The following is a 19,152-nucleotide window of genomic DNA, read 5'->3' as shown; positions in this document are numbered from 1 at the left end:
TCAGCCCGTGAGGGATTGCAGCAAAACATCAGGACGCGTCCGGAAACCCGCTGGATTTCCGGGCGCGGTGGCCACGCTGGCCGCGCTAGCTTTAGCCAATGTTGATCAGCGTGCCATTGAGCGTCAGCATCTCGGCCTGCACACCGATCTCATCGCCACTCACGAGAATCAGGCTGGCGGGGCTCCCGTCTGGCCCTGCGACGTCGATCTCCTCGCCGAAAACCCCCATCATGCCGTCGCTGCCCACCATCGTGGATTCGATCGATTGCAGCACGACATCCTCCGGTGACAGATCCAGAACACTGGTGCCGGACTCAAGTGTCACGCCGGTCGGGCTCTTGAACACTGTCTCGTCCAGGCTGCTGAAATTGACCACCCCGCCCACGGATACCGACATCGCATCGGCGTAGGTGTCCCAGGTGCCAAAGCCAAAGTTGACGCCACCCACCGCCGACATCTGCAACGTGTTCGTCGTGAAATCGGTCAGGCCCGCCACGGTGACGGAACGCGTGGCCTCGTTGACCAGCGTGTCCTCGGCGTAGATCGCGCGTCCGATCGGATGACGTACGAGATGCCAGCCCATATAGATCTCCGTTGCCAGACCTTCATAGAACTCGGTGCAAAAGCCCGTCACGTTTTGCGTCAGGCTCACGGCATAGTTCTGGATTGACGCGCCGATGTAGTTCTGGACTATGACGCCCATGTTTTGCGCACCGCTAAAAAACTTGCCGGGCCCGAGAGCGAAGTTGTTGGAAATGAATGCCGGCGCCGGCGCCGCCGTCGGAGTCGGAGTCGGAGTCGGAGTCGGAGTCGGAGTCGGTGTCGGAGTCGGAGTCGGTGTCGGTGTAGGCGTCGGCGTCGGTGTCGGTGTCGGTGTCGGTGTCGGAGTCGGTGTCGGTGTCGGAGTCGGTGTCGGAGTCGGTGTAGGCGTCGGTGTAGGCGTCGGGCCATCACCGCCACCACCACCACCGCCACCACCACCGCCACCACCGCCACCACCACCACCACCACCGCCACCGCCACCACCACCACCGCCACCGCCACCGCCACCGCCACCGCCACCGCCACCGCCACCACCACCACCACCACCGCCACCGCCACCACCGCCACCGCCACCGCCACCGCCACCACCACCGTAGTTGATGGTCTCGCTATACACATTGCCAACGGTGCGCGCGGAGCTGCTCGACGTCATGGCGATATGCCCTTGCGAACTCAGCGCCATGCCAGGCGTTTTGGCCGCGCCCAGCACGAGATTCGTGCCCGCCACCGGCGAGGCCATCGTCAGGCTCTGGTGGCCATCGCTGTCGTCCATCAGCATGCGGTTGCCGCCCGCGCTTTGCAGCGTGTTTTGCGTCGGGTTCTTCAGCGTCACCAGGTTCGGATGCTCGGAGTTCGGCACCGCTGCCGCGATCACCGGCCGGTCCGGATCACCATTGATAAATGCGATCAGCACTTCCGAGCCCTTATGCAGCGGGAAATGCATGCCATGCCCCGCGCCCGCGTAAGGCGCGGCCAGCCGCAACCAGGCCGAGCCGCGTCCAGCCTGCTTGTCCGAACGGTCGAAGAGAAACTGCACCTTGTAGCAACCGTTTTCATCGAGTTCGGGCAACTGGCCATCGCCTTCGGCGTCGATCGTCGCGCTGATATAGCCCGCGATATGCGGCCAGGGCACGTTCGGCGAAGGCCGGTATTGCACCGCGAAAGGCAGCGCGACGAACTCGTTGTGATAGCTGCGCGTCAGGTTCTCCTGGCGCGTAGCGACAAGCGGCAAGGGCTGCACCCCGGAATGCGTGACCTCGGTCACGTAGTAGCGGGTATTGCAGCTTTCACGAAAATGCTTTTGCAACACGAACGGATAACCCGCGCTCACCCCGGCCGAACGCGTCGCGCCGCTAAAGCGTGTGGCGCGGCAGGCCAGCGCCTCGGCGCGTAGCCCGGCCAGGCGTGCACCCTGGCGTTCACTATCGAAATGCTCGCCGTAGCGGGTCCATTCGCCGACGTTGCCGCCGCTCACGCTTTGCCCGACGCTGAGTTCGAGCATCGCGCGGGTCGCGGCGAAGTCCTTCAGCGTCACTTGCTGCGCCGTATCGAACGCCGTTTCGCTAAAACGCTCGACGATGGCCGCGCCCTGGTCCGACAGCAGCCCGCCTGCGGGCCGGTAATACAGCTCGAGTGGCGGCGTGGGCTGCTGCTCGCGGCTGGCGCAAAACACCACGGCTTCGCCGTCTTCGAGCTGCTCGAAGTAGTAGTACCAGCCTTCGTGCGCGAGACGCCGCGTCAAAAATGCGAGACAGCTTTCCTCGAACTGGCAGATAAAGTTGGCCTGGGTCGGCGCACTGTCATCGGGCCCGGCGGCGATGCGGAAATCGTAACTGGCCGGGCCGGGCTCGGTGGTCAGCGCACCTTGCCGCAACACCTGGCGAATCAGGTCCGGCAGCGCCAGGTTCAGATAGATCTCGCTGTAAATCCATTCGCGCAGCCGCGCCAGACGCGGCTCCAGCACCACGCGGTAATACGCGAAGTGATCGTCGGAATCGAGCTGCGTGGCCTGGGTCAGCACGCCATGGCGCAACGCGGTGACGCCGCTGGCGTCGACGATCGTCAGCGTGGCGCGGCTGCCACGCAGCGCTTGCGGCTCAACGGTGTCCAGCGTCGAGGCCAGCAGGATCTCGAAGCGGTAGGGCTCACAGACGCGCTCGGTGCCCGCCCACTGCGAAACCCAAAACGTCCCGCTGGCATAGCCCTCGCATTCGAAGCGGTATTTCAGCGCCGTCTCAGTGGCAAGCTGCGCGGCAAGATTGTCTGCACTCATGAAGCGACCTCGGTGGGCAACGTTGCAACCTCAACCACAGCGTTGGCGTTGGCTTCGGCATCGCTGTCAGCGTCTTGTGCCGTCACCGCAAAACTTCCATCGGGCGCGACGCTCACCTGCACCGCGCGCAACACACGGCCATCGCATTGCGCGGCCAGCAGCACGTCCGAGAGGCGCGGCAAAACATGTTTGCGCACGATGAAATCGATATTGCGGGCACCGCTTTCCACCTCATGGCAGCGCTGCGTGATCGCCTGCACCACCTCGGGCGCGAAGCTCAGCGCGATATGGCTGCCGCTTTGCAGACGCTCACTGATGCGCGCGAGCTTGAGCCGCACGATGCCTTCGAGCGCGCTGGCGGGCAGCGTCACATACGGAATCACGGTCATGCGCGCCAGCAGCGCGGGCTTGAAATGCTTCGCCAGCGCGGGCGTGATCTGCGCCACCAGCGCGTCGAGATCAGGCGCGACACCAGCGGCTTCGGCCTTGGCGCAGGCATCGACAATCTGTTCGCTGGCGAGATTCGCAGTGAGAAACACCACGGTGTTGCTGAAATCGACATCGCGTCCTTCGCCATCGGAGAGCGTGCCTTTATCGAAGATCTGGTAACAGATGTTGACCACGTCCAGATGGGCTTTTTCGACTTCGTCGAGCAGCACCACCGAATATGGCCGCTGCCGCACGGCTTCGGTCAGCAGGCCGCCTTCGCCATAGCCGACATAGCCGGGGGGCGAGCCCACCAGGCGGCTCACGGTGTGGCGTTCCTGGAACTCGCTCATGTTGATCGTGACCAGCGCGGCTTCGCCGCCGAACAGATGGTCGGCAATCGAGAGCGCGGTTTCGGTTTTGCCGACGCCGCTGGGGCCGGTCAGCAGGAAAACGCCGAGCGGCTGGAGCGGGTCCTTGAGGCCCGACGAGGCGGATTTGACGATATCGACGATGCGCTCGAGCGCGCCCTCCTGGCCCCGGATGCGCGCCTTGAGCGTGTCAGCCAGCGCCATCACGGTGGCGGCGCGGTCGCGCTGCAGGCGGCCGAGCGGAATGCCGGTCCAGTCGGCGACGACCTTGGCCACCGTTTCGGGGCCAACGTCGGTGAAGAGCAGCGGGTCGTCGCCCTGGAGCGCTTCGAGCGCGGCACGGGCCGCCTGGAGGGTGAGCGCGGCGGCGGGGGCCGCGCCGGTCTGCGCCTCGGCCACGGCGGCCGTGGCCTCATCCGCAGCCGCACCCGAGGCCTCATCCGCAGCCGCCGCCTGTTCCGCGCCAGGCGCTGGCCCGCGTTGTGCCAGCAAGGCCAGCGCCGCCTGACGCTCGGCCTGCCAGCGCGCCGTCAACGTGGCCTGCTGCGCTTTGAGCGCGGCGCACGCCTCCTCGATCTGCAACAGCCGCGCGGCCTGGTCGCCATAGCCAAACGACGCATCGCGCGAGAGCGCCGCGCGCTCGCGCGAGAGCGCCAGCAGCGTGCGCTCGACTTGCTCCAGCTCAGCGGGCTTCACGTTCTGGCTGATGCGCACCCGCGCCGCCGCGGTATCGAGCAAATCCACCGCCTTGTCCGGCAACTGCCGCCCGGTGATATAGCGATGCGACAACTCCGCCGCGGCCACCAGCGCGTCATCGCGGATCGTCACGCCATGGCTTTTCTCGTAGGCGTCTTTCAGGCCGCGCAGAATGTGGATCGTCGCCGCGACATCGGGCGCATCGAGTTTGACCAGCTGAAACCGGCGCGCTAGCGCCGCGTCTTTTTCGAAGTACTTCTTGTATTCGCTCCACGTCGTGGCCGCGATGGTGCGCAACTCGCCGCGTGCCAGCGCAGGCTTGAGCAGGTTGGCGGCATCGCCACCTCCGGCCTGGCCACCCGCGCCGATCAGCATGTGGGCTTCGTCGATAAAGAGAATGACCGGTTGCGCCGAGGCCTTCACTTCGTCGATCACCTGGCGCAAGCGCCGCTCGAATTCGCCCTTGACGCTCGCCCCAGCTTCCAGCAAGCCGAGATCGAGCCCGAGCAGACGCGTGCCCAGCATGCTCTCAGGCACATCGCCCTCGGCGATGCGTAGCGCGAGGCCCTCAACCAGCGCGGTCTTGCCCACACCCGGCTCACCGACGCAAATCGGATTGTTCTTGCGCCGCCTGGCGAGAATGTCGATGATCTGACGGATTTCGGCATCGCGGCCAAACACCGGATCAATCTTGCCCGCCACGGCCTTGGCCGTGAAATCCTCGCAAAAACGCATCAGCGCGGATTCCCCTGCGGGGCCGGTGGCCTGGCCGCCCATCGCACTGCCCGCCCCTCCCACTCCGCCGGCCTCTGGCGCGTCCTGCGCCGGGCCTTCCAGCGAAGCTTCGCAGACGCTGGCGAACGCCTCGCGCAGCGCGCTCGCCTGCACCGGCCGCAGAATCTGCGCGTAAGCCATGCCCGCGACGTAATAACCGCTGCGCTCCAGCAACGCCAGCAACAGCGCCGCGCTACGAATCCGCGTTTGCCCCAGCGTCACCGAACTCACCATCCACGCGTCCTGCACCCACTCGGTCAGGAGCGGCGCGAACACTGGACGGCCCGCATTGCCGCTCTTGAGTTCGGCCAGCGCCGTATCCACGGCATGACGCAGGCGCGCGACATCGATTTGCGCATGCGCCAGCAACAGCGGCACATCGCCTGCGGGCTCATCGAGCAGCTTGCGCAGCAGATGCTCCACGCCAATTTCGTAATGACTGCGCGCGAGCGCGAGTCCCGCGCCATCTTCGAGCGCCTGGCGCACAAACGGGTTGAGTCGGGCGAAGAGCGCCTTGAGGTCGAGCTGGATCATGCGAAGGCTCCTTGCGCAAAAGCTTGTTGAGATTCATCGCCCGCGAGCAGCGTGAGCTCTACGCGTTCGTCGGCTTCGATGCCGGGCTGGGGATAGTCGAGGAAAGCCTCTCCCAGCCAGGCATCGAGGCCGAGCCGGGCGTGGCCCGACGCGCCGAGCGTCATGCCGCGGCGAGCAGGTGGATCGGGATACAGAATCAGACGGCAGCACACCGGTTCATGCAGATACAGCGCGAGCTGGCGCACGAGGCGCTGCCACACGCGGCCACCGGGCAGCAACTGGGCGAAACGCTCGGCGTTGAGCTGATGCACATGCAGCTTGACCACGCCGCTGCGGCGCGCCACTTCGGTGCCGAGCAAGGTGCTGCCGAGTCGTGCGCTGGGGGCGCCGAGTTCGCAGCGGGCGTTGTCCGGCACCGGGATCACATTCAGCACACACGGCTCGACGCGCACCCGGCCAAAGCCGATCAGCCCGCGCACCAGGGTTTGCAACCCCAGCGCCGAGCGCGGCATATGCGTCATCAGGCCGGCGAAGCGCAGCAGTTCCGCCTCGCGCGGCAAACGGCGCTCGGCGTCCATGCGGCCGATCAGCGCCAGCAGCAAGTCGTAGCGCTCGCGCTCGCGCCCTTCCGCGACACTCAACCAGAGCCGGTATTTCTCCCAGACCTGGAACAGCATCGGATACAGCGCGTTGTGCACGATGTCGATGAAGTCGCGCATCGCGCTGCGGCCATTGCGCGCTTCGTCGATCAGGTCTTCGGTGTAAAACGTCGGCAGCGGCGAGGACACGCCATACAGGCCAAAGAAATTCACCCCGATGCGGATCTTGCCCTCGGCATCGCGCCCAATGCGCTCGATGTCGTGACCGGCGAAGCCCAGGCCCAGCGTCGGCTGAAAGCGCAGCGCGGCTTCGAACGCCGCACGGTCCGGATAGTCACGCCGCAACAGCCGCAGCGCCTGGAAAAAACCATAGCGTGGGCCATCCGCCTCGAGTCGGCTCAGAGCAGTTGTTGCTGCCCGATCTTCGCTGGCCATTGCAGTATTTCTCCGGTAACCGGATCGGTAATCGATAGCATCGAAAAAGCGTTCAGCCCAACGATGCCGGCAAAGAACTCGTCGAGCATCGCGCCAAACAGAAACAGCCCGCCGAGGTTGACGAAGGCATCGCTGCGGCACACCAGCGCGATCTCGCAGCCGGTCACGGGGATGCCGCCCATCAGGCGTTGCGCCGGGGTCACGGTGTAGGCCTCGATGGCGTCGATGCGGCGCTGTTGCGCGACATCCGCCACGCCTGCGCGTGCCCCCGCCAGTTGCAGGCTCAATAACTGGCGCAACTGCTTGACGCTGGACAGGCGCAAATGGTTCGCGCTCAGATGCGACACCATGCGCCAGAGCAGGCGGTCATCCAGCACCGGCAAGCGGTAGGACGTGACCGGGCGGATGTTATGAAAGCTCATGCGCGACGGCGAGTTGTCGGTGGGCAAGCAGATATCGCCCAGACGCAGCACCTCGGGCAGCGCGCCATGGGTGCAGAGCGCTTCGATCGACAGCGTTGGGCGGGTGGGGTGCGCGGCAAGCGCGGTGCCGCTCAACGTGCTGGGCCCGGCGGTTTGCGGCGCGTGGGCCACGCTTAAGAAACAGTCGACGCCTTCTTTCAGCGGCGATTCGCGCAGCCGCAAATGGTAGGTGTTCGGTCCGCCCGCAAACGCGGCGAAGGGCAGATAGTCGATCTCTTCGCCTGCGGCATAACCGCTGACCCGTTCGAGCGAAAAAATCTGCCCGACGCGGCGCCCGTCTTTTTCCTGCAGTTGCACGGGATATTCCGCCTGGCGCTCATCGAGGCTCACGGGATGCGCCTGGGCTTCGTACAGGTTCACAGCGGGCGTGGTATTGAGCTGGAAGCTGGTCTCGCCTAGCGCCGGGGCCCAGTCGGGGCATTCGTTGAGCACGAAGCGCACGCTGAACGCCCCGCTCGTGCCGCGCTCGCTCCAGCGCTCGAAGCCGCTCAAATCGAGGTAGAGGAATTTTTCAGGGAAGACAAAATACTCGCGCAAGAGCGCATGCGCGGGGTGCGTGTTGTCGTTATGTGGCACCAGCGTGGCATCGGGGTTCAGCCCCGCCATGCTGATCGCCGAGGGCGGCAGCACCGTCAGCGCGCCGCCCGGCGCGCTGAGATGGATTTCGCGCACATAGCGAATCATCAGCAACAGCAAGCGCGAGGCATCCGCCACCGCATCGCCCAGATAGAGCCGCACACGCTGGGCGCGCCAGGCGTTCGCCTCAATTCCCTCGAAGACGAACTCGAGACGCAGGCTGCGCTGCGCACCTTCGCCCTCCCAGCGCGCCGCGCGCAACGAAAGCGGCTCGACGGCCACCGGAAACGAAGTGCGAAACGTCGTGCGCACGCCATCCACCGGCACCGAGGCCACCTCGGCCCCGGCAGGAATGCGCACCGTGCCGCCCAGCGGGCCTTTAGGCTGGAACTGCATGATCGTCATGCACGGCCACGGCTGCAAAAAATGCGGAAACAGCATCTGCGCGAGCGACTGGACAAACTCGGGGAATTCGTCATCGAGCCGCTGGCGCATCAGCCCGGTGAGAAACGCCACGCCTTCGAGCAGGCGTTCGACATCCGGATCCGGCGCGACATCGGCGCCAAGCAGCGGCGCGAGCGCCGGGTTCAGCGCGGCGAATTCGCTCGCCAGGCCGCGCAGGCGGCCCAGTTCCTGTTCAAAGTAGGTATTCAGCACGATGGCCTCGCTTGAGTTGCACCCGGCCTTCCGGCGACACCTGGGTCATCACGCTGACCGGCACATCCTGCGAATCAATATTCAGGCTGCCTTCAATGGCAAAGCTCAGGCTAAGACGGTGGCCCAGATCGGCCACGTAGGTCACTTTCGGCTGCTTGAGACGCGGCTCGTAACGACGCAGCAACTGCGTCATGTCATCCACGGCGCGCTGCAGGCTGCCGGCTTCCAGCGACCCGGCGAGGTTGGTGATATCCGGCACGCCCAGGCCCGGCGCGCTGGGCACACTGCCACGGCGCGTATTGAGCAGGCGTGTCAGATGATCGAGGATCGACTGCATCAGCACGTCGAAACGGGTCGAATGCGAGCGCTCCTGAGCGCTCTCCGAGGCCGCCTCCGAAGCCGCGATACGCTCCAGCAATCTTTGCTCTCTCATGGCTTGGCGTGTGTCCGGGTAAGGCTTGATGCTTGAAGCTTGAAACGCGAGGCCTGGAACTCGAGGCTCACGGCTTCGAAGCCTCGAAGCCTGGATGCGGCTTGCGTTCCAGGCCTCATCCCTTGTAGCGATGCTGCCGGGACGCCACGGCCACGCCGGATTGCCTGGCCTGGCGGCGTCACGGGGTTACATCGACGGGGTTACATCGACGGGGTTACATCGTTTAGGCCTTCGGATTGAGCCAGTCGTCTTCGGCCTCGATGCCATCCTTGACCCAGGTCACCACGATTTTTTCGTAGGTCAGGCTGACGGTTTCCATATGGCCCATCTGCTTGTTTTCCGGATCGAGGCAATTGGGCACCCAGTCGCGCACCGACACCACCGCCGCATTCGACACCTTGATGGTGTAGTACTTCTCTTCCTTGCCTTGCGGGCTGGTGCGGTAAAACTCGAGCAAGCCGCTTTTCATCTGCTGCCCGGAACACAGGGCCTGGAAAATCTTCGGCGATGATTTGTCGATCACCTTCGTGATGCTCAAGCCCAGATGCTGGCGCTTGCCTGCGGGCAAACCGGTCTGCGGGTTGCGCGGCAGCTCGACGGCCATTTCAGCGGCCTGGACTTCGATCTTGCCTTTATGGGGTTCGACTTCGCAAGAGCCGTCGATTTTCCCGTTCGGGCCTTCCAGCGTGAGGTAACAAGGCATTGGCATAACAAATCTCCAGCAATAAATGTGAGTGCTACGGCGACAACAGGGTTAATGCATGTCCGACCGATACGTAACCCTTCTTTCCTCAAATCTGGCAAATCAAGCCTTGTCGAGCTTGCCCACCAGCGACAACGTGAACGATGCGCCCATGTATTTGAAATGCGGCCGCACCTTCATGTTCACGCGATACCAGCCCGGATCGCCTTCGACGTCCGAGACAGCAATTTCCGCCTGACGCAGCGGACGGCGGCCGCGCACACCGGAGGTGGCATCGTCCATGTCCGCCACGTACTGGCGAATCCAGTTGTTCAGCTCGGTTTCAAGATCGCCGCGCTCTTTCCACGTCCCGATGTTTTCGCGCTGGATCACCTTGATGTAGTGCGCGAGGCGGCTAACGATGAAGATGTACGGCAGTTGCGTGCCCAGCTTGAAGTTGGTTTCGGCTTCGCGGCCCTCGGCGGTCTTGCCGAAAAACTTTGGCTTCTGGCACGAGTTGGCGGAGAAAAACGCGGCGTTGTCGGTGTTCTTGCGCATCGTCAGCGCAATAAACCCCTGCTCGGCCAGCTCGAACTCGCGGCGCTCCGACACCAGGACTTCGGTCGGAATCTTGGTCTGGGTCTCGCCCATGGCCTCGTAGTTGTAGATCGGCAGATCGCCCACCGTACCGCCGCCTTGCGGCCCGATGATGTTGGCGCACCAGCGGTACTTGGCGAAGCTGTCCGACAGGCGGCTGGCGAAGGCAAACGCGGCATTGCCCCACAAAAAGCGCGAGTTGTTATCCGAGACGTCTTCTTCGTACTGAAACTTTTTCGCCGGCACCGTGGTTTCGCCGTAGGGCACGCGCAGCAAAAAATGCGGCACGGTGAGGCCGACGAAACGCGCGTCCTCGCTTTGGCGAAAGGCGTTCCATTTGGTGAACTGCGGCATTTCGAACACCGCGCTCAGGTCTTTCAGGTTCGGCAGCTCGGAGAAGGATTCGACGCCGAAAAACGCCGGGCCTGCCGCCGAGATGAACGGCGCATGCGCCATCGCCGAAACACTGGCAATGGATTGCAGCAGCTTGATATCCTGGCCGCCAGGGCCGAATTCGTAATTGCCGATGATCGCGGCAATCGGCTGGCCGCCGAACTGGCCGAACTCGGTGGTGTACACCGCCTTGTAGAGCGCTGAGCGCGTGACGTCGGGCGCATCTTCGAAGTCCTGCAGCAGCGCGTCTTTCGACACGTTCAGGATTTCGATCTTGTTGTTTTCGCGGAAATCGGTGCGATCCACGAGAAACTTCAGCGAACGCCAGGACGACTCCATCTTCTGCACGTCAGGGTGATGCAGGATCGCATCCACCTGGCGGCACAGCTTGCGGTCCAGCGCGACGATCATGTCATCGATCATCAACTGGCTGACTTTTTCATTGCTGCGCGCAGGCTCCAGCAACTCCGCGACAAAGGCCTCGAGACCACGCCGCGTCACGCCATAGGCGTCGTCGCCGGGCTTCACGCGTGTGACTTCGATCAGCTCGTCCAGCAGCGAGCCCGGCTGCGCTTCGGACGACGGTGCGGCCCCCCCGGCTACTTTCTGTTGTTGTTCATCGCTCATGGCTTGTCCTCCTCGTTGCTGCTGTCCTTGCCATCGCCTTCATGGCTCGCGCCCAGTTCGGCCAGCAAACGCGTGCGCGTCCCCTCGTCTTTCACCAGATCCTGCAAGCGCCGGCGAAACTCCGGCAGGTTGCCCAGCGGCCCCTTGAGCGCCTTGAGCGCCTCGCGCAGCAACACCAGTTGCTGCAACTCGGGCACTTGCTCGACGATGGCGTCGGGCTCGAAATCGCGGATGTTGTCGAACGCCAGATGCACGTTCAGCAGTTCTTCTTCCGCGCCTGGCTCAGGCGTGCCCGCGAGGCGGTTCGGCACGGCGACATCGAGCGTCAGGCCCTGGCCGCGCAGCACTTCGTTGAAGTTGTTTTTGTCAACCGAGACCGTCTTGCGCTGATCGAGCGGCGTGCTGTCCTCGCGCAAGGTGAAGTCGCCCAGCACGAGCTGCTTGAGCGGCAGTTCGACGTCTTCCTTGGCCCCACCTGTCTCGCTCTTGTAGACGATATTGACGCGCTCTTTTGGAGCGACTGATCCGTCATCTGCCATTTCTTCCCCCTACAGTGGCCGATCAAACATCGGCGTTGAATATCAGATGCCAGGCGCAGGCCAGATCGACCGACGCCAGTTGCGCCACCCAACGGTCCTGCTCAATCTGCGGCGGGCGTCGTGACGTGTCCGCCAGGCCCGCTACATGTGCTGCATGTGCCGTACTTGCCGTATTGCTGGCACGGGCGGCAAGCACCAGCGCGCGGCGTGTTAATTCAGGTTCCCAGTGCGCGAGCCCCTGCGCTTCGATCTGCGCCACGAGCGGCGCGGCGAAGCAGCTCAGGGCCTCGTGCTGTGCGTGTTCGCCGAGCAATTCGCACTGCACGAGGCGCGTGCGAAAGCGTTCGCGGCCCGAGGTTTGTGCCTGGGCGTAGCCCTCCAGCGCGCTGAGCGCTTCGCCTAACTGGCCGCTGGCAGCGGTGGCGTACGCGCTTTGCGTGAGGGCGTCGAGGCTATCGGGGCCGCTGGCGTTGTCAGGAAGCGGGCTGCGCGCAAGCGCCGTCAAGGCCGTCCGCGGCGCGGTGCGCCCCGCGGCAAGCCAGCGCTGGGTCGTGGTATCGGCAAACGGCTGGCCATCGGCGAATTGCAAGCCCAGCAAACCAGACAAGCGCGCGGCGAAAGCCCGTGTGTCCTGCGCCACGGCTTCGGCGGCCTGGGTCGCGCCCAGACGCAGCAGCGCCTCATGGCTGTAGCGGCACAAGTCGAGCCAGAAAGGAAATTGCGCGAGGCGGCTTTCGCTGAATTCGACCAGCGCGGCGGCATCGCCGCCAGCCAGGAGGGTGTCGAGGACGCTGCGCACGGCATCGGGCGGAGCCGGTACACGTGTCAACCCAGCTTCGGGGGTCGTGGTCGCGGGCACGGTGTCGATCAGGGCCCAGGCGCAGACGCGATTCAGGCGATAGGCAAAAGCGGCATCGGGCGCGGCCTGCTGGCAGGCCAGCAGATAAGCGGACCAGCCACCCAGTGCGGCCTCGATGGCCTGGCGGGCTTCCTCGGCATGGCCTGTCATGCTGCTCGCCAGCGGCGCGGCGGAAAACGCCGCAGGCAAAGCGGAGGCCGCCGGGCCCGAAGAAGCGAGTGAAGAGGAAGAGACCGTTGAAGAGACCGTTGCCGTTGCCGATGACGCAGTGGCCGCATCGGTACGGCTAGCGGGTTCGAGACTGGAGCCGGGATCGGTATCAGTCTCGGCATTGGACGTGGCAGCCGCGCTGCCCTCGGCAGGCACGGCTGCATCAGGCGCCTCCTGCACCGGCAGGTTCTGCAACAGCCGACGCGCGGCGAAAAGCGCGGGGCCATCGCTGTGATGTCCGCTCCAGAACACTTCGAGCGCATCCCAGTCGGCCAGCAGCGCCTCGTGCAACGCCGCCTCGAGCGGCTGCCAGGCCGTTTGCTGAGCCCCGGGGGCAAGGCAGGCTTCGAGCTGGTCGAGCAGCCATTGCATCTGGTTGTCACGGGCGCGCACCCGGTTCACGGGCGGCGTCATCACGTCCCAGTAAGCGCTGACCATCTGCCGCAAGCCACGCACGCCTTCGGCCAGGCCCGTCAGGCCCGTGGTGCGCAACAGCGCGACGCTCAGCCAGACCGCCGCTGATAAATCCTTGCCCTGCTGCGTCAGCACCTGGGTCGTGGCACGGGCGACCAGGCCCCAGTCGGTCGAGCGGCTCGCGCTCACAGCGACGAGCAACTCGATCTCCGCTTCGGCCTGGGCGAAGGGCTCGCAGTCACGGCTGTACGCCGCGATGAGCGCGGCAGAAAGCGGCGTGCCGCCCGCTGTCTGGGGCCACGCTGTGTCCTGCACTCCATCATCCGCCTGTTGCTGCATGTGACCGCCTGTGCTTGCCTGCTTGCCTGCCTGCTCTTGCCTCTTGCCGTTCGCCGTTCGCCGTTCGTTGTTCGTTGTTCGCACTGCGCGCTGCGCGCTGAAAACAACCGCTTCACACGCGCTGTAACGAGTTCCAATGCTTCAAACGGCTCCGGGCCACCCCAAAACAGTCGGTAAAAATGCCCGCGTCGAGCGCCGAACCCAGACCACGGCATCCCCACGCATCATTAATTTCCCGCTGAGTAACAAATCAGCGGAAAAGGTTCACGCGCGGCATCAATCATTTTTGTTTCCGGTGCCGAGATCACCGCCTGCCGCAACATCCGCTTCGTCGTTTTCAGCGCGCTCAGCGCCTAAACCGCGTCCTGCCCCGCCCGGGTCATCGCGTTCGCCCTCCTGACGGGCGAAGGGCGAGCCGAGTGCGGACGTGGCTTGTTTCGGTGGTTTCTTGCGCAAGGCGAGCCTGGGCTCGTAGGCCAGGGCAATCTGTCCGGCGAGGCGATCGGCCACCGAATCGCGGGCGCTGGTGTTGCTCAGCACCAGCACCGTGTAGCCCGCCTGCGGATAGCGATAGAAGGCCGAGTTGTAGCCCCAGCCGACGCCGTCATGATTGATCCGCACGCCGTCGCCGGTCATGTAGATGAACCAGCCCAAGCCATATGCCGAGAAGCGTCCGTTGTTGAGCCGGGTGCGCGACCACATGCGCTGCTTGCTCTGTTCGCTGAGGATCGTGTTGCCTTCGAGCGCACGCTCCCAGGCGGCCAGATCGCCCAGCGTGGTTTTGATCGCGCCCGCCCCCATCGCCGACGGCAATTGCGGCACACGGCGCCAGCCCATGTCGAACGCATCGCGCTGATAACCGATGGCCAGATTGGGGTCGGCGTACTGCAGCATGTCGAGCGAGGTGTGCCTCAGGCCTGCGGGCTTGAATAGCAGGCCGTCGAGCAGCTCGGCATAGCAGCGCCCCGTCACCCGGCGCAGCACGGCGGTGAGCACGGCGTAACCCGCATTGCTGTAATGAAACGCGTCACCGGGCCTGAAGCCCTCGGGCACGCGCATGGCGTAAAGCGGGCGTAGCGAGCGCTCAACCTCGCCGCAGTTTTGCACGCCAATCGGCGGAAAACGCTCCGGGCTGTCGTGCGGAAAACCCGACGTGTGATTCAGCAGATGAACGATGCGCACGTCGCGCCAGTTTTCGGGTGCGTCCGGCAGATAACGGCTGAGCGGCGCGTCGAGATCAATCACGCCACGCTGGGACAGCACCATCGTCGCGGCGGCGGTGAACTGCTTGGTCAGCGAATCAATGCGGTAAACCGTATCCAGCGTCGCGGGCTGCGCGCGTTCGATATTGGCCATGCCGATGGCGTAGCGCTTGATGATCTGGCCGTGGCGCAGCACCGCCACCGCCACCGAAGCCAGCGGCGTCGTGCGGGCGGCGTGCTGCACCAGGCGCTCGACTTCAGCACCGGGATCAGCCGGGCCATCCGCCGCATCCTGCCAGGTCTGCCCCGGAATCAGCGTGCCCACCGGCTGGGCCAGCACCGCTGTCACGCAGCCGAGCCACAACAACACCAGCACGAGTACCAGCAGCCCAGGGCTCGCCTGCGTGGCACGACGGACCTCGCGCGCGGTCTTCCATGTCGCGGCCCACGCGGCTAGCCGTCCCCGCACGAGTGACGCCGTTTCACTGAATCTCATGACGCCCACTGCCTTGAGGGAGATCCACGAGTTGCTGGTAATGGCCCAGCACTCGCACGACATACGCGCGGGTTTCTTCATAAGGCGGGATTTGTTCGTTGTATTTCTGCACGGCGCCTTCGCCCGCGTTATAGGCGGCCAGCACCAGTTTCAGATTGCCGGGGTAGCGCCGCAGCAAGTCGCTTAGATAACGCGCGCCCGCCTGGATATTGGCGGCGGGGTCGGCGAGCTTTTGCGCCACGCTGCCACCGTTGTCGCCCGCCACGCCATAGCGCATGCCGGTGGCCGGAATCAGCTGCATCAGCCCGACCGCGCCCTTGGGCGAGACGGCGAGCGGGTTAAAGCCGGATTCCACCGAAATCACAGCGGTCAGCAAATAAGGATCGACACCGTAGGCTTGGGCCGCCTCGGCAATCAGTGCGCCATAGGCCGAGGCGCGCTGCCAGGTAGTGCGCACGTTCGGCAAGGGGCTGGGGGGGCGCAAGGGTTTCACGGCATTGATGGCATTGGTGGCGGCATTGGCGGCGCGCAGGTTCAACGTCACCGGGCTCACGCGGGGCGCACGGCTAGACGTCAGCTTCGCGCCGCGCACGGCCGGCCGCGCGCTGGCCTGCCCGGCGCCAGCGCCCACCACCAGCGCATAGCAGTCGTCGTTCTGGCGGTTCGACATGTAGCGCGTGCCGTCGCCCGCGATGCAGGCGTACACCTCGGCGCGGGCCGAAGGCATCGCCACGGCAAACAGCACCGTCAGCACGGCAGCCAGCGTCACGGGTGAAATCATGGTGGTCTTCCTGAGAAGCAAGATCCGGCGTACGGACCAGGGCGCGAGGCCCCAAGGCATGCTGCGCGCGCGGAGCCTGCCGCAACACTATTCGCTGAGATCCCAGCCACTGCCCGCCAGCTTGGTGCGCAGCGTCGAGCGCGCCCGCGACAGGCGGCTGCGTACGGTGCCCACCGGGATGCTGAGCATCACGCTGGCTTCTTCGTAGCTCATCTCTTTCACGCCGACGAGCATCAGCACCTCGCGCATTTCAGCGGGCAGATCGCCCAGTTCCTGCCACAGCAGCTTGAACTGCTGCTTGCGGCCAACGGTGCTCTCGAGGCTCTCGCTTTCATGACCGCTGCCGTCGAACAGGCTCTCATCAGCGCTTTCGAACTTGTAGCGGCGCTCCGGGCAGCGGTTCAGGTGATTGCGCACGAGGTTCATGGCGATGCCGTAGAGCCAGGTGGACAGCTTGGCTTCGCCGCGATAGGTCTCGTAGGCCTTGGCGGCTTCGACGAAGGCTTGCTGGGTCAGCTCTTCCGCGTCGAACACGCTGCCGATCCGGCGCAGCACGAAGTGATACAGGCGCTTGCCATGCTGCCCCACGAGTTCGCGGAACAGCTCTTCGCGTTCAGCGGCATTGCAGGTGCGGGCTTCGCCGTCGGCTACCGCGCTCAAGTCAAGCTCATCGCCCAGCGCCTCCAGGCCGCTGAGTTCGCCGATGCCGTCCATCTCACCGATGTCGTCCATGTCATCCATATCGTCCATCTGCTCAAAGCCCTCAATGCCGTCCATGCTGTCCATGGATTCAGGCCGCGACAGCGCTGGGTTCAGGAATGCCTCGGTTTCGATCATGACTTGCACTTCCCCGTTATCCTTCACAGTTGAAAAGGCGTTTCGCCTCTGGAGCACGGTCGTCTTGCCAGTCAGGCTGGTGAGCCTTGCTTGCCGTGGCCATCTCTCGTTGCAACAGCACGGTGGTCATGCGCTGTTTCAGATCCCGTCGCTTCCCGTTCTGGCTGGCCGGTTTCATGCCAAACCAGAACTGAAACCGATACTAAGGGGCAAAAATGCGCGGCGCATCGGACTAAAGTCCTAGTTGTGCACAATTTGTCAAATCCCTTGCTGCACGGGCCACCAGCGCGTAAAACGCACTCTTGGAGGCTGGCTGCGACGGGTCTTGCCGAAGCGCTAAAGCGCTCAAGCACTAAAGAACCCAGGAACCGGATGCCCGAGGTCACGAGGAGAAGAGGTCATGCGTTTTCTGTCGCGCGAAGCGATCCCGTCATCGTGCGCTGCCCAAGTGCAGGCGCAGCAGATGCAGATCCTGCGCAACAACATTCCGTTCGCGCTGACGTGCGGCTTTGTCTCGTGCGTGATCTTCGCCATCGTTCTGCTGCAGGCATTTGGCACGTCCGTGCTGCTTTGGCTGGGCGCGCAACTGTTGCTGGCGCTCGGGCGCGCAGTGCTGTGCCAGCGCTATGAACGCTGCCGCCACGACGCCCTGGCGCTACGCCGCTGGCAAATCCTGATGTGCGCCAGCACGGTGGCCGCCGGGCTGCTCTGGGGCGTGCCGTCGGGCTACTGGATGCTGCATGCGGCCCAGCCCATGCAGATGTTCATCATCGTCGCGCTGCTCGCGCTCTCTACCGGCGCGATGTCCGCCTACAGCATCTGGCTGCCTGTGCTGTACGGTTTCCAGTTGCCGTTTTTCGTGCCACCGCTCACTGCGCTGGTGCTGCTCTCGGGCACTGTCGACAACATTCTCGCGGCGGTTTGCATGCTTTATCTGCTCGGCACGCTGGTGTTTTCGTACCGGATTCACCGCACCCAGATCGATTCGCTGGTGCTGCGCTTCGAAAACCTCGTGCTGCTGGAAAACCTGAAACTCGAAAAAGACGCCGCCGAGCGCAGCGATCAGGCCAAATCGCGTTTTCTCGCGGCCGCGAGCCACGATCTGCGCCAGCCGGTGCATGCGCTGAGCCTGTATCTGGGCGTGCTGCGCGAGCAAACCCTCAACGCCAAAAGCCGCCACCTGGTGGAAAGCATTTCGCGCGCGGTGAGTGCGATGGGCTCACTGTTCGACGCGCTGCTCAATATCTCGCGCCTCGACGCCGGCGTGGTGCAGCCGGTGTTGCGGCACTTCCCGCTTTCGGCGTTATTCGACGACATCAAGCTCGAGTTCGCCGTGCGCGCTGCCGATAAAAACCTGATCCTGCGCGTGCGTCCGGGCGCCCCGGTGGCCTGGTCGGACCCGGTGCTGGTGGGGCAGATCGTGCGCAACCTGGTGGATAACGCGATTCGCCATACCCAGGACGGCGGCATCCTGCTGGCCTGGCGCCATCGTGGTGCGGCGCTGTGCATCGAAATCTGGGATACCGGGCCGGGCATTGCCGAGCTGGACCGGGAAAAAATCTTCTGGGAGTTCCACCAGTTGGGCAACCCTGAGCGCGACCGCAACAAGGGGTTGGGGCTGGGGCTGGCGATTGTCCAGCGCGCCGCGCACCTGCTTGGCCACCCGCTCACGCTGCGCTCGATACCGGGGCGCGGCAGCGTATTCGCGCTGCGTCTGCCCGCGGGCGAAGCCAGCCAGGTCGTGCCCATCGACCAGCCTTCGCACGAGGCGCATCAGCCGCGCGGGCGGGGCATGCACGGCAAGCTGGTGTATGTCATCGAAGATGATCTGGAAAACCGCGAAGGCCTGCGCCTGCTGTTCGAGACATGGGGCTTTCGCGCGCTGGCGGCGGACGGCATCGACGAGATGCTCGAATTGACTCGCTCCTGCACGGCCAAGCCGGATCTGGTGGTGAGCGATTACCGGCTGCGCCGGCACGACACGGGTATCGACGTGATCGAGCGCTTGCATGAGGAATACAACGATGACCGGATTCCGGCGATCCTGATCAGCGCGGACAACACGCCGCTGCGTCTGGCGGAAGCCGAAGCGCGCGGCTGGCCGCTGCTGCACAAGCCGATCGATCCGGGACAATTGCATGCGCTGGCGACGTCGCTGCTGGCGGCGCGCGCGGCGGCTGACGAAGCCGCAACCGGGGCCACGCCGCTCACGCCGGCCAGCACGATTGCGACGGGCGCAGACGGCTAGGCTGCCGCGCGAAGACGGGCGCGCCCTGCACGCCGGGCCTTCTTTCTTTTTCCCGTCTCTTCGCCTCCTGCGCCTCCTGCGCCCCCTTCGCCCCCTTTTTGCCCCTTCCCTCTTTCTCCTTCCCTGCTGC

Annotated in this window: 13 protein-coding genes; 1 reads left to right on the top strand and 12 read right to left on the bottom strand. The window is 64.6% G+C overall.

Annotated features, from left to right (window positions below; translation table 11 throughout):
- Window positions 1-91 precede the first annotated feature (91 nt).
- The 12 genes from GH657_RS06965 to GH657_RS06910 all read right to left on the bottom strand — a co-directional run bounded on the left by GH657_RS06965 (window position 92) and on the right by GH657_RS06910 (window position 16,774).
- On the bottom strand, window positions 92-2,815 hold the full coding sequence (locus tag GH657_RS06965) for a type VI secretion system Vgr family protein (RefSeq protein ID WP_153100031.1): 2,724 nt from the start codon (window positions 2,813-2,815) through the stop codon (window positions 92-94).
- Window positions 2,812-5,616, bottom strand: a complete 2,805-nt coding sequence (tssH, locus tag GH657_RS06960) for a type VI secretion system ATPase TssH (protein WP_153100030.1) — start codon at window positions 5,614-5,616, stop codon at window positions 2,812-2,814. The genes GH657_RS06965 and tssH overlap by 4 nt, the downstream gene beginning before the upstream one ends.
- Window positions 5,613-6,650 carry a type VI secretion system baseplate subunit TssG gene (tssG, locus tag GH657_RS06955; protein ID WP_153100029.1) on the bottom strand — a complete coding sequence of 346 codons (1,038 nt, stop codon included), beginning with the start codon at window positions 6,648-6,650 and terminating at the stop codon, window positions 5,613-5,615. Before tssG ends, tssH begins: the two co-directional genes overlap by 4 nt.
- Window positions 6,614-8,365, bottom strand: a complete 1,752-nt coding sequence (gene tssF / locus GH657_RS06950; protein ID WP_153100028.1) for a type VI secretion system baseplate subunit TssF — start codon at window positions 8,363-8,365, stop codon at window positions 6,614-6,616. The genes tssG and tssF overlap by 37 nt, the downstream gene beginning before the upstream one ends.
- Entirely contained in the window at window positions 8,346-8,798 is a 453-nt protein-coding gene (gene tssE, locus GH657_RS06945) for a type VI secretion system baseplate subunit TssE (RefSeq protein ID WP_153100027.1), read from the bottom strand. The genes tssF and tssE overlap by 20 nt, the downstream gene beginning before the upstream one ends.
- A gap of 223 nt (window positions 8,799-9,021) precedes the next feature.
- A complete protein-coding gene (locus tag GH657_RS06940; RefSeq protein WP_153100026.1) occupies window positions 9,022-9,507 on the bottom strand; it encodes an Hcp family type VI secretion system effector in 486 nt (161 codons plus the stop codon).
- A gap of 96 nt (window positions 9,508-9,603) precedes the next feature.
- Window positions 9,604-11,097: a type VI secretion system contractile sheath large subunit gene (tssC, locus tag GH657_RS06935; protein WP_153100025.1), complete on the bottom strand. Its 1,494-nt coding sequence runs from the start codon at window positions 11,095-11,097 to the stop codon at window positions 9,604-9,606.
- Window positions 11,094-11,636: a type VI secretion system contractile sheath small subunit gene (gene tssB / locus GH657_RS06930; protein ID WP_153100024.1), complete on the bottom strand. Its 543-nt coding sequence runs from the start codon at window positions 11,634-11,636 to the stop codon at window positions 11,094-11,096. The genes tssC and tssB overlap by 4 nt, the downstream gene beginning before the upstream one ends.
- Before the next feature lie 22 nt (window positions 11,637-11,658).
- Window positions 11,659-13,458 carry a type VI secretion system protein TssA gene (tssA, locus tag GH657_RS06925; RefSeq protein ID WP_153100023.1) on the bottom strand — a complete coding sequence of 600 codons (1,800 nt, stop codon included), beginning with the start codon at window positions 13,456-13,458 and terminating at the stop codon, window positions 11,659-11,661.
- A 276-nt stretch (window positions 13,459-13,734) separates the two neighbouring features.
- Window positions 13,735-15,156, bottom strand: coding sequence for a serine hydrolase domain-containing protein (locus GH657_RS06920; protein ID WP_174769897.1), 1,422 nt, complete (start codon window positions 15,154-15,156; stop codon window positions 13,735-13,737).
- On the bottom strand, window positions 15,143-15,937 hold the full coding sequence (locus GH657_RS06915; protein WP_246174019.1) for a lytic transglycosylase domain-containing protein: 795 nt from the start codon (window positions 15,935-15,937) through the stop codon (window positions 15,143-15,145). The genes GH657_RS06920 and GH657_RS06915 overlap by 14 nt, the downstream gene beginning before the upstream one ends.
- Window positions 15,938-16,024: 87 nt before the next feature.
- The gene (locus GH657_RS06910) at window positions 16,025-16,774 is read right to left on the bottom strand and encodes an RNA polymerase sigma factor (protein WP_246174131.1); all 750 of its coding nucleotides are present in this window, start codon (window positions 16,772-16,774) and stop codon (window positions 16,025-16,027) included.
- A 400-nt stretch (window positions 16,775-17,174) separates the two neighbouring features.
- On the opposite strand from GH657_RS06910, the gene GH657_RS06905 reads away from it, so the two are divergent.
- Entirely contained in the window at window positions 17,175-19,022 is a 1,848-nt protein-coding gene (locus tag GH657_RS06905) for an ATP-binding response regulator (protein ID WP_153100021.1), read from the top strand.
- Window positions 19,023-19,152 lie beyond the last annotated feature (130 nt).

Source organism: Paraburkholderia hayleyella (genome assembly GCF_009455685.1).
GTDB lineage: Bacteria > Pseudomonadota > Gammaproteobacteria > Burkholderiales > Burkholderiaceae > Paraburkholderia > Paraburkholderia hayleyella.
Note: the sequence above shows the minus strand (reverse complement) of the source record. Positions and strands in the feature narration are given on the sequence as shown.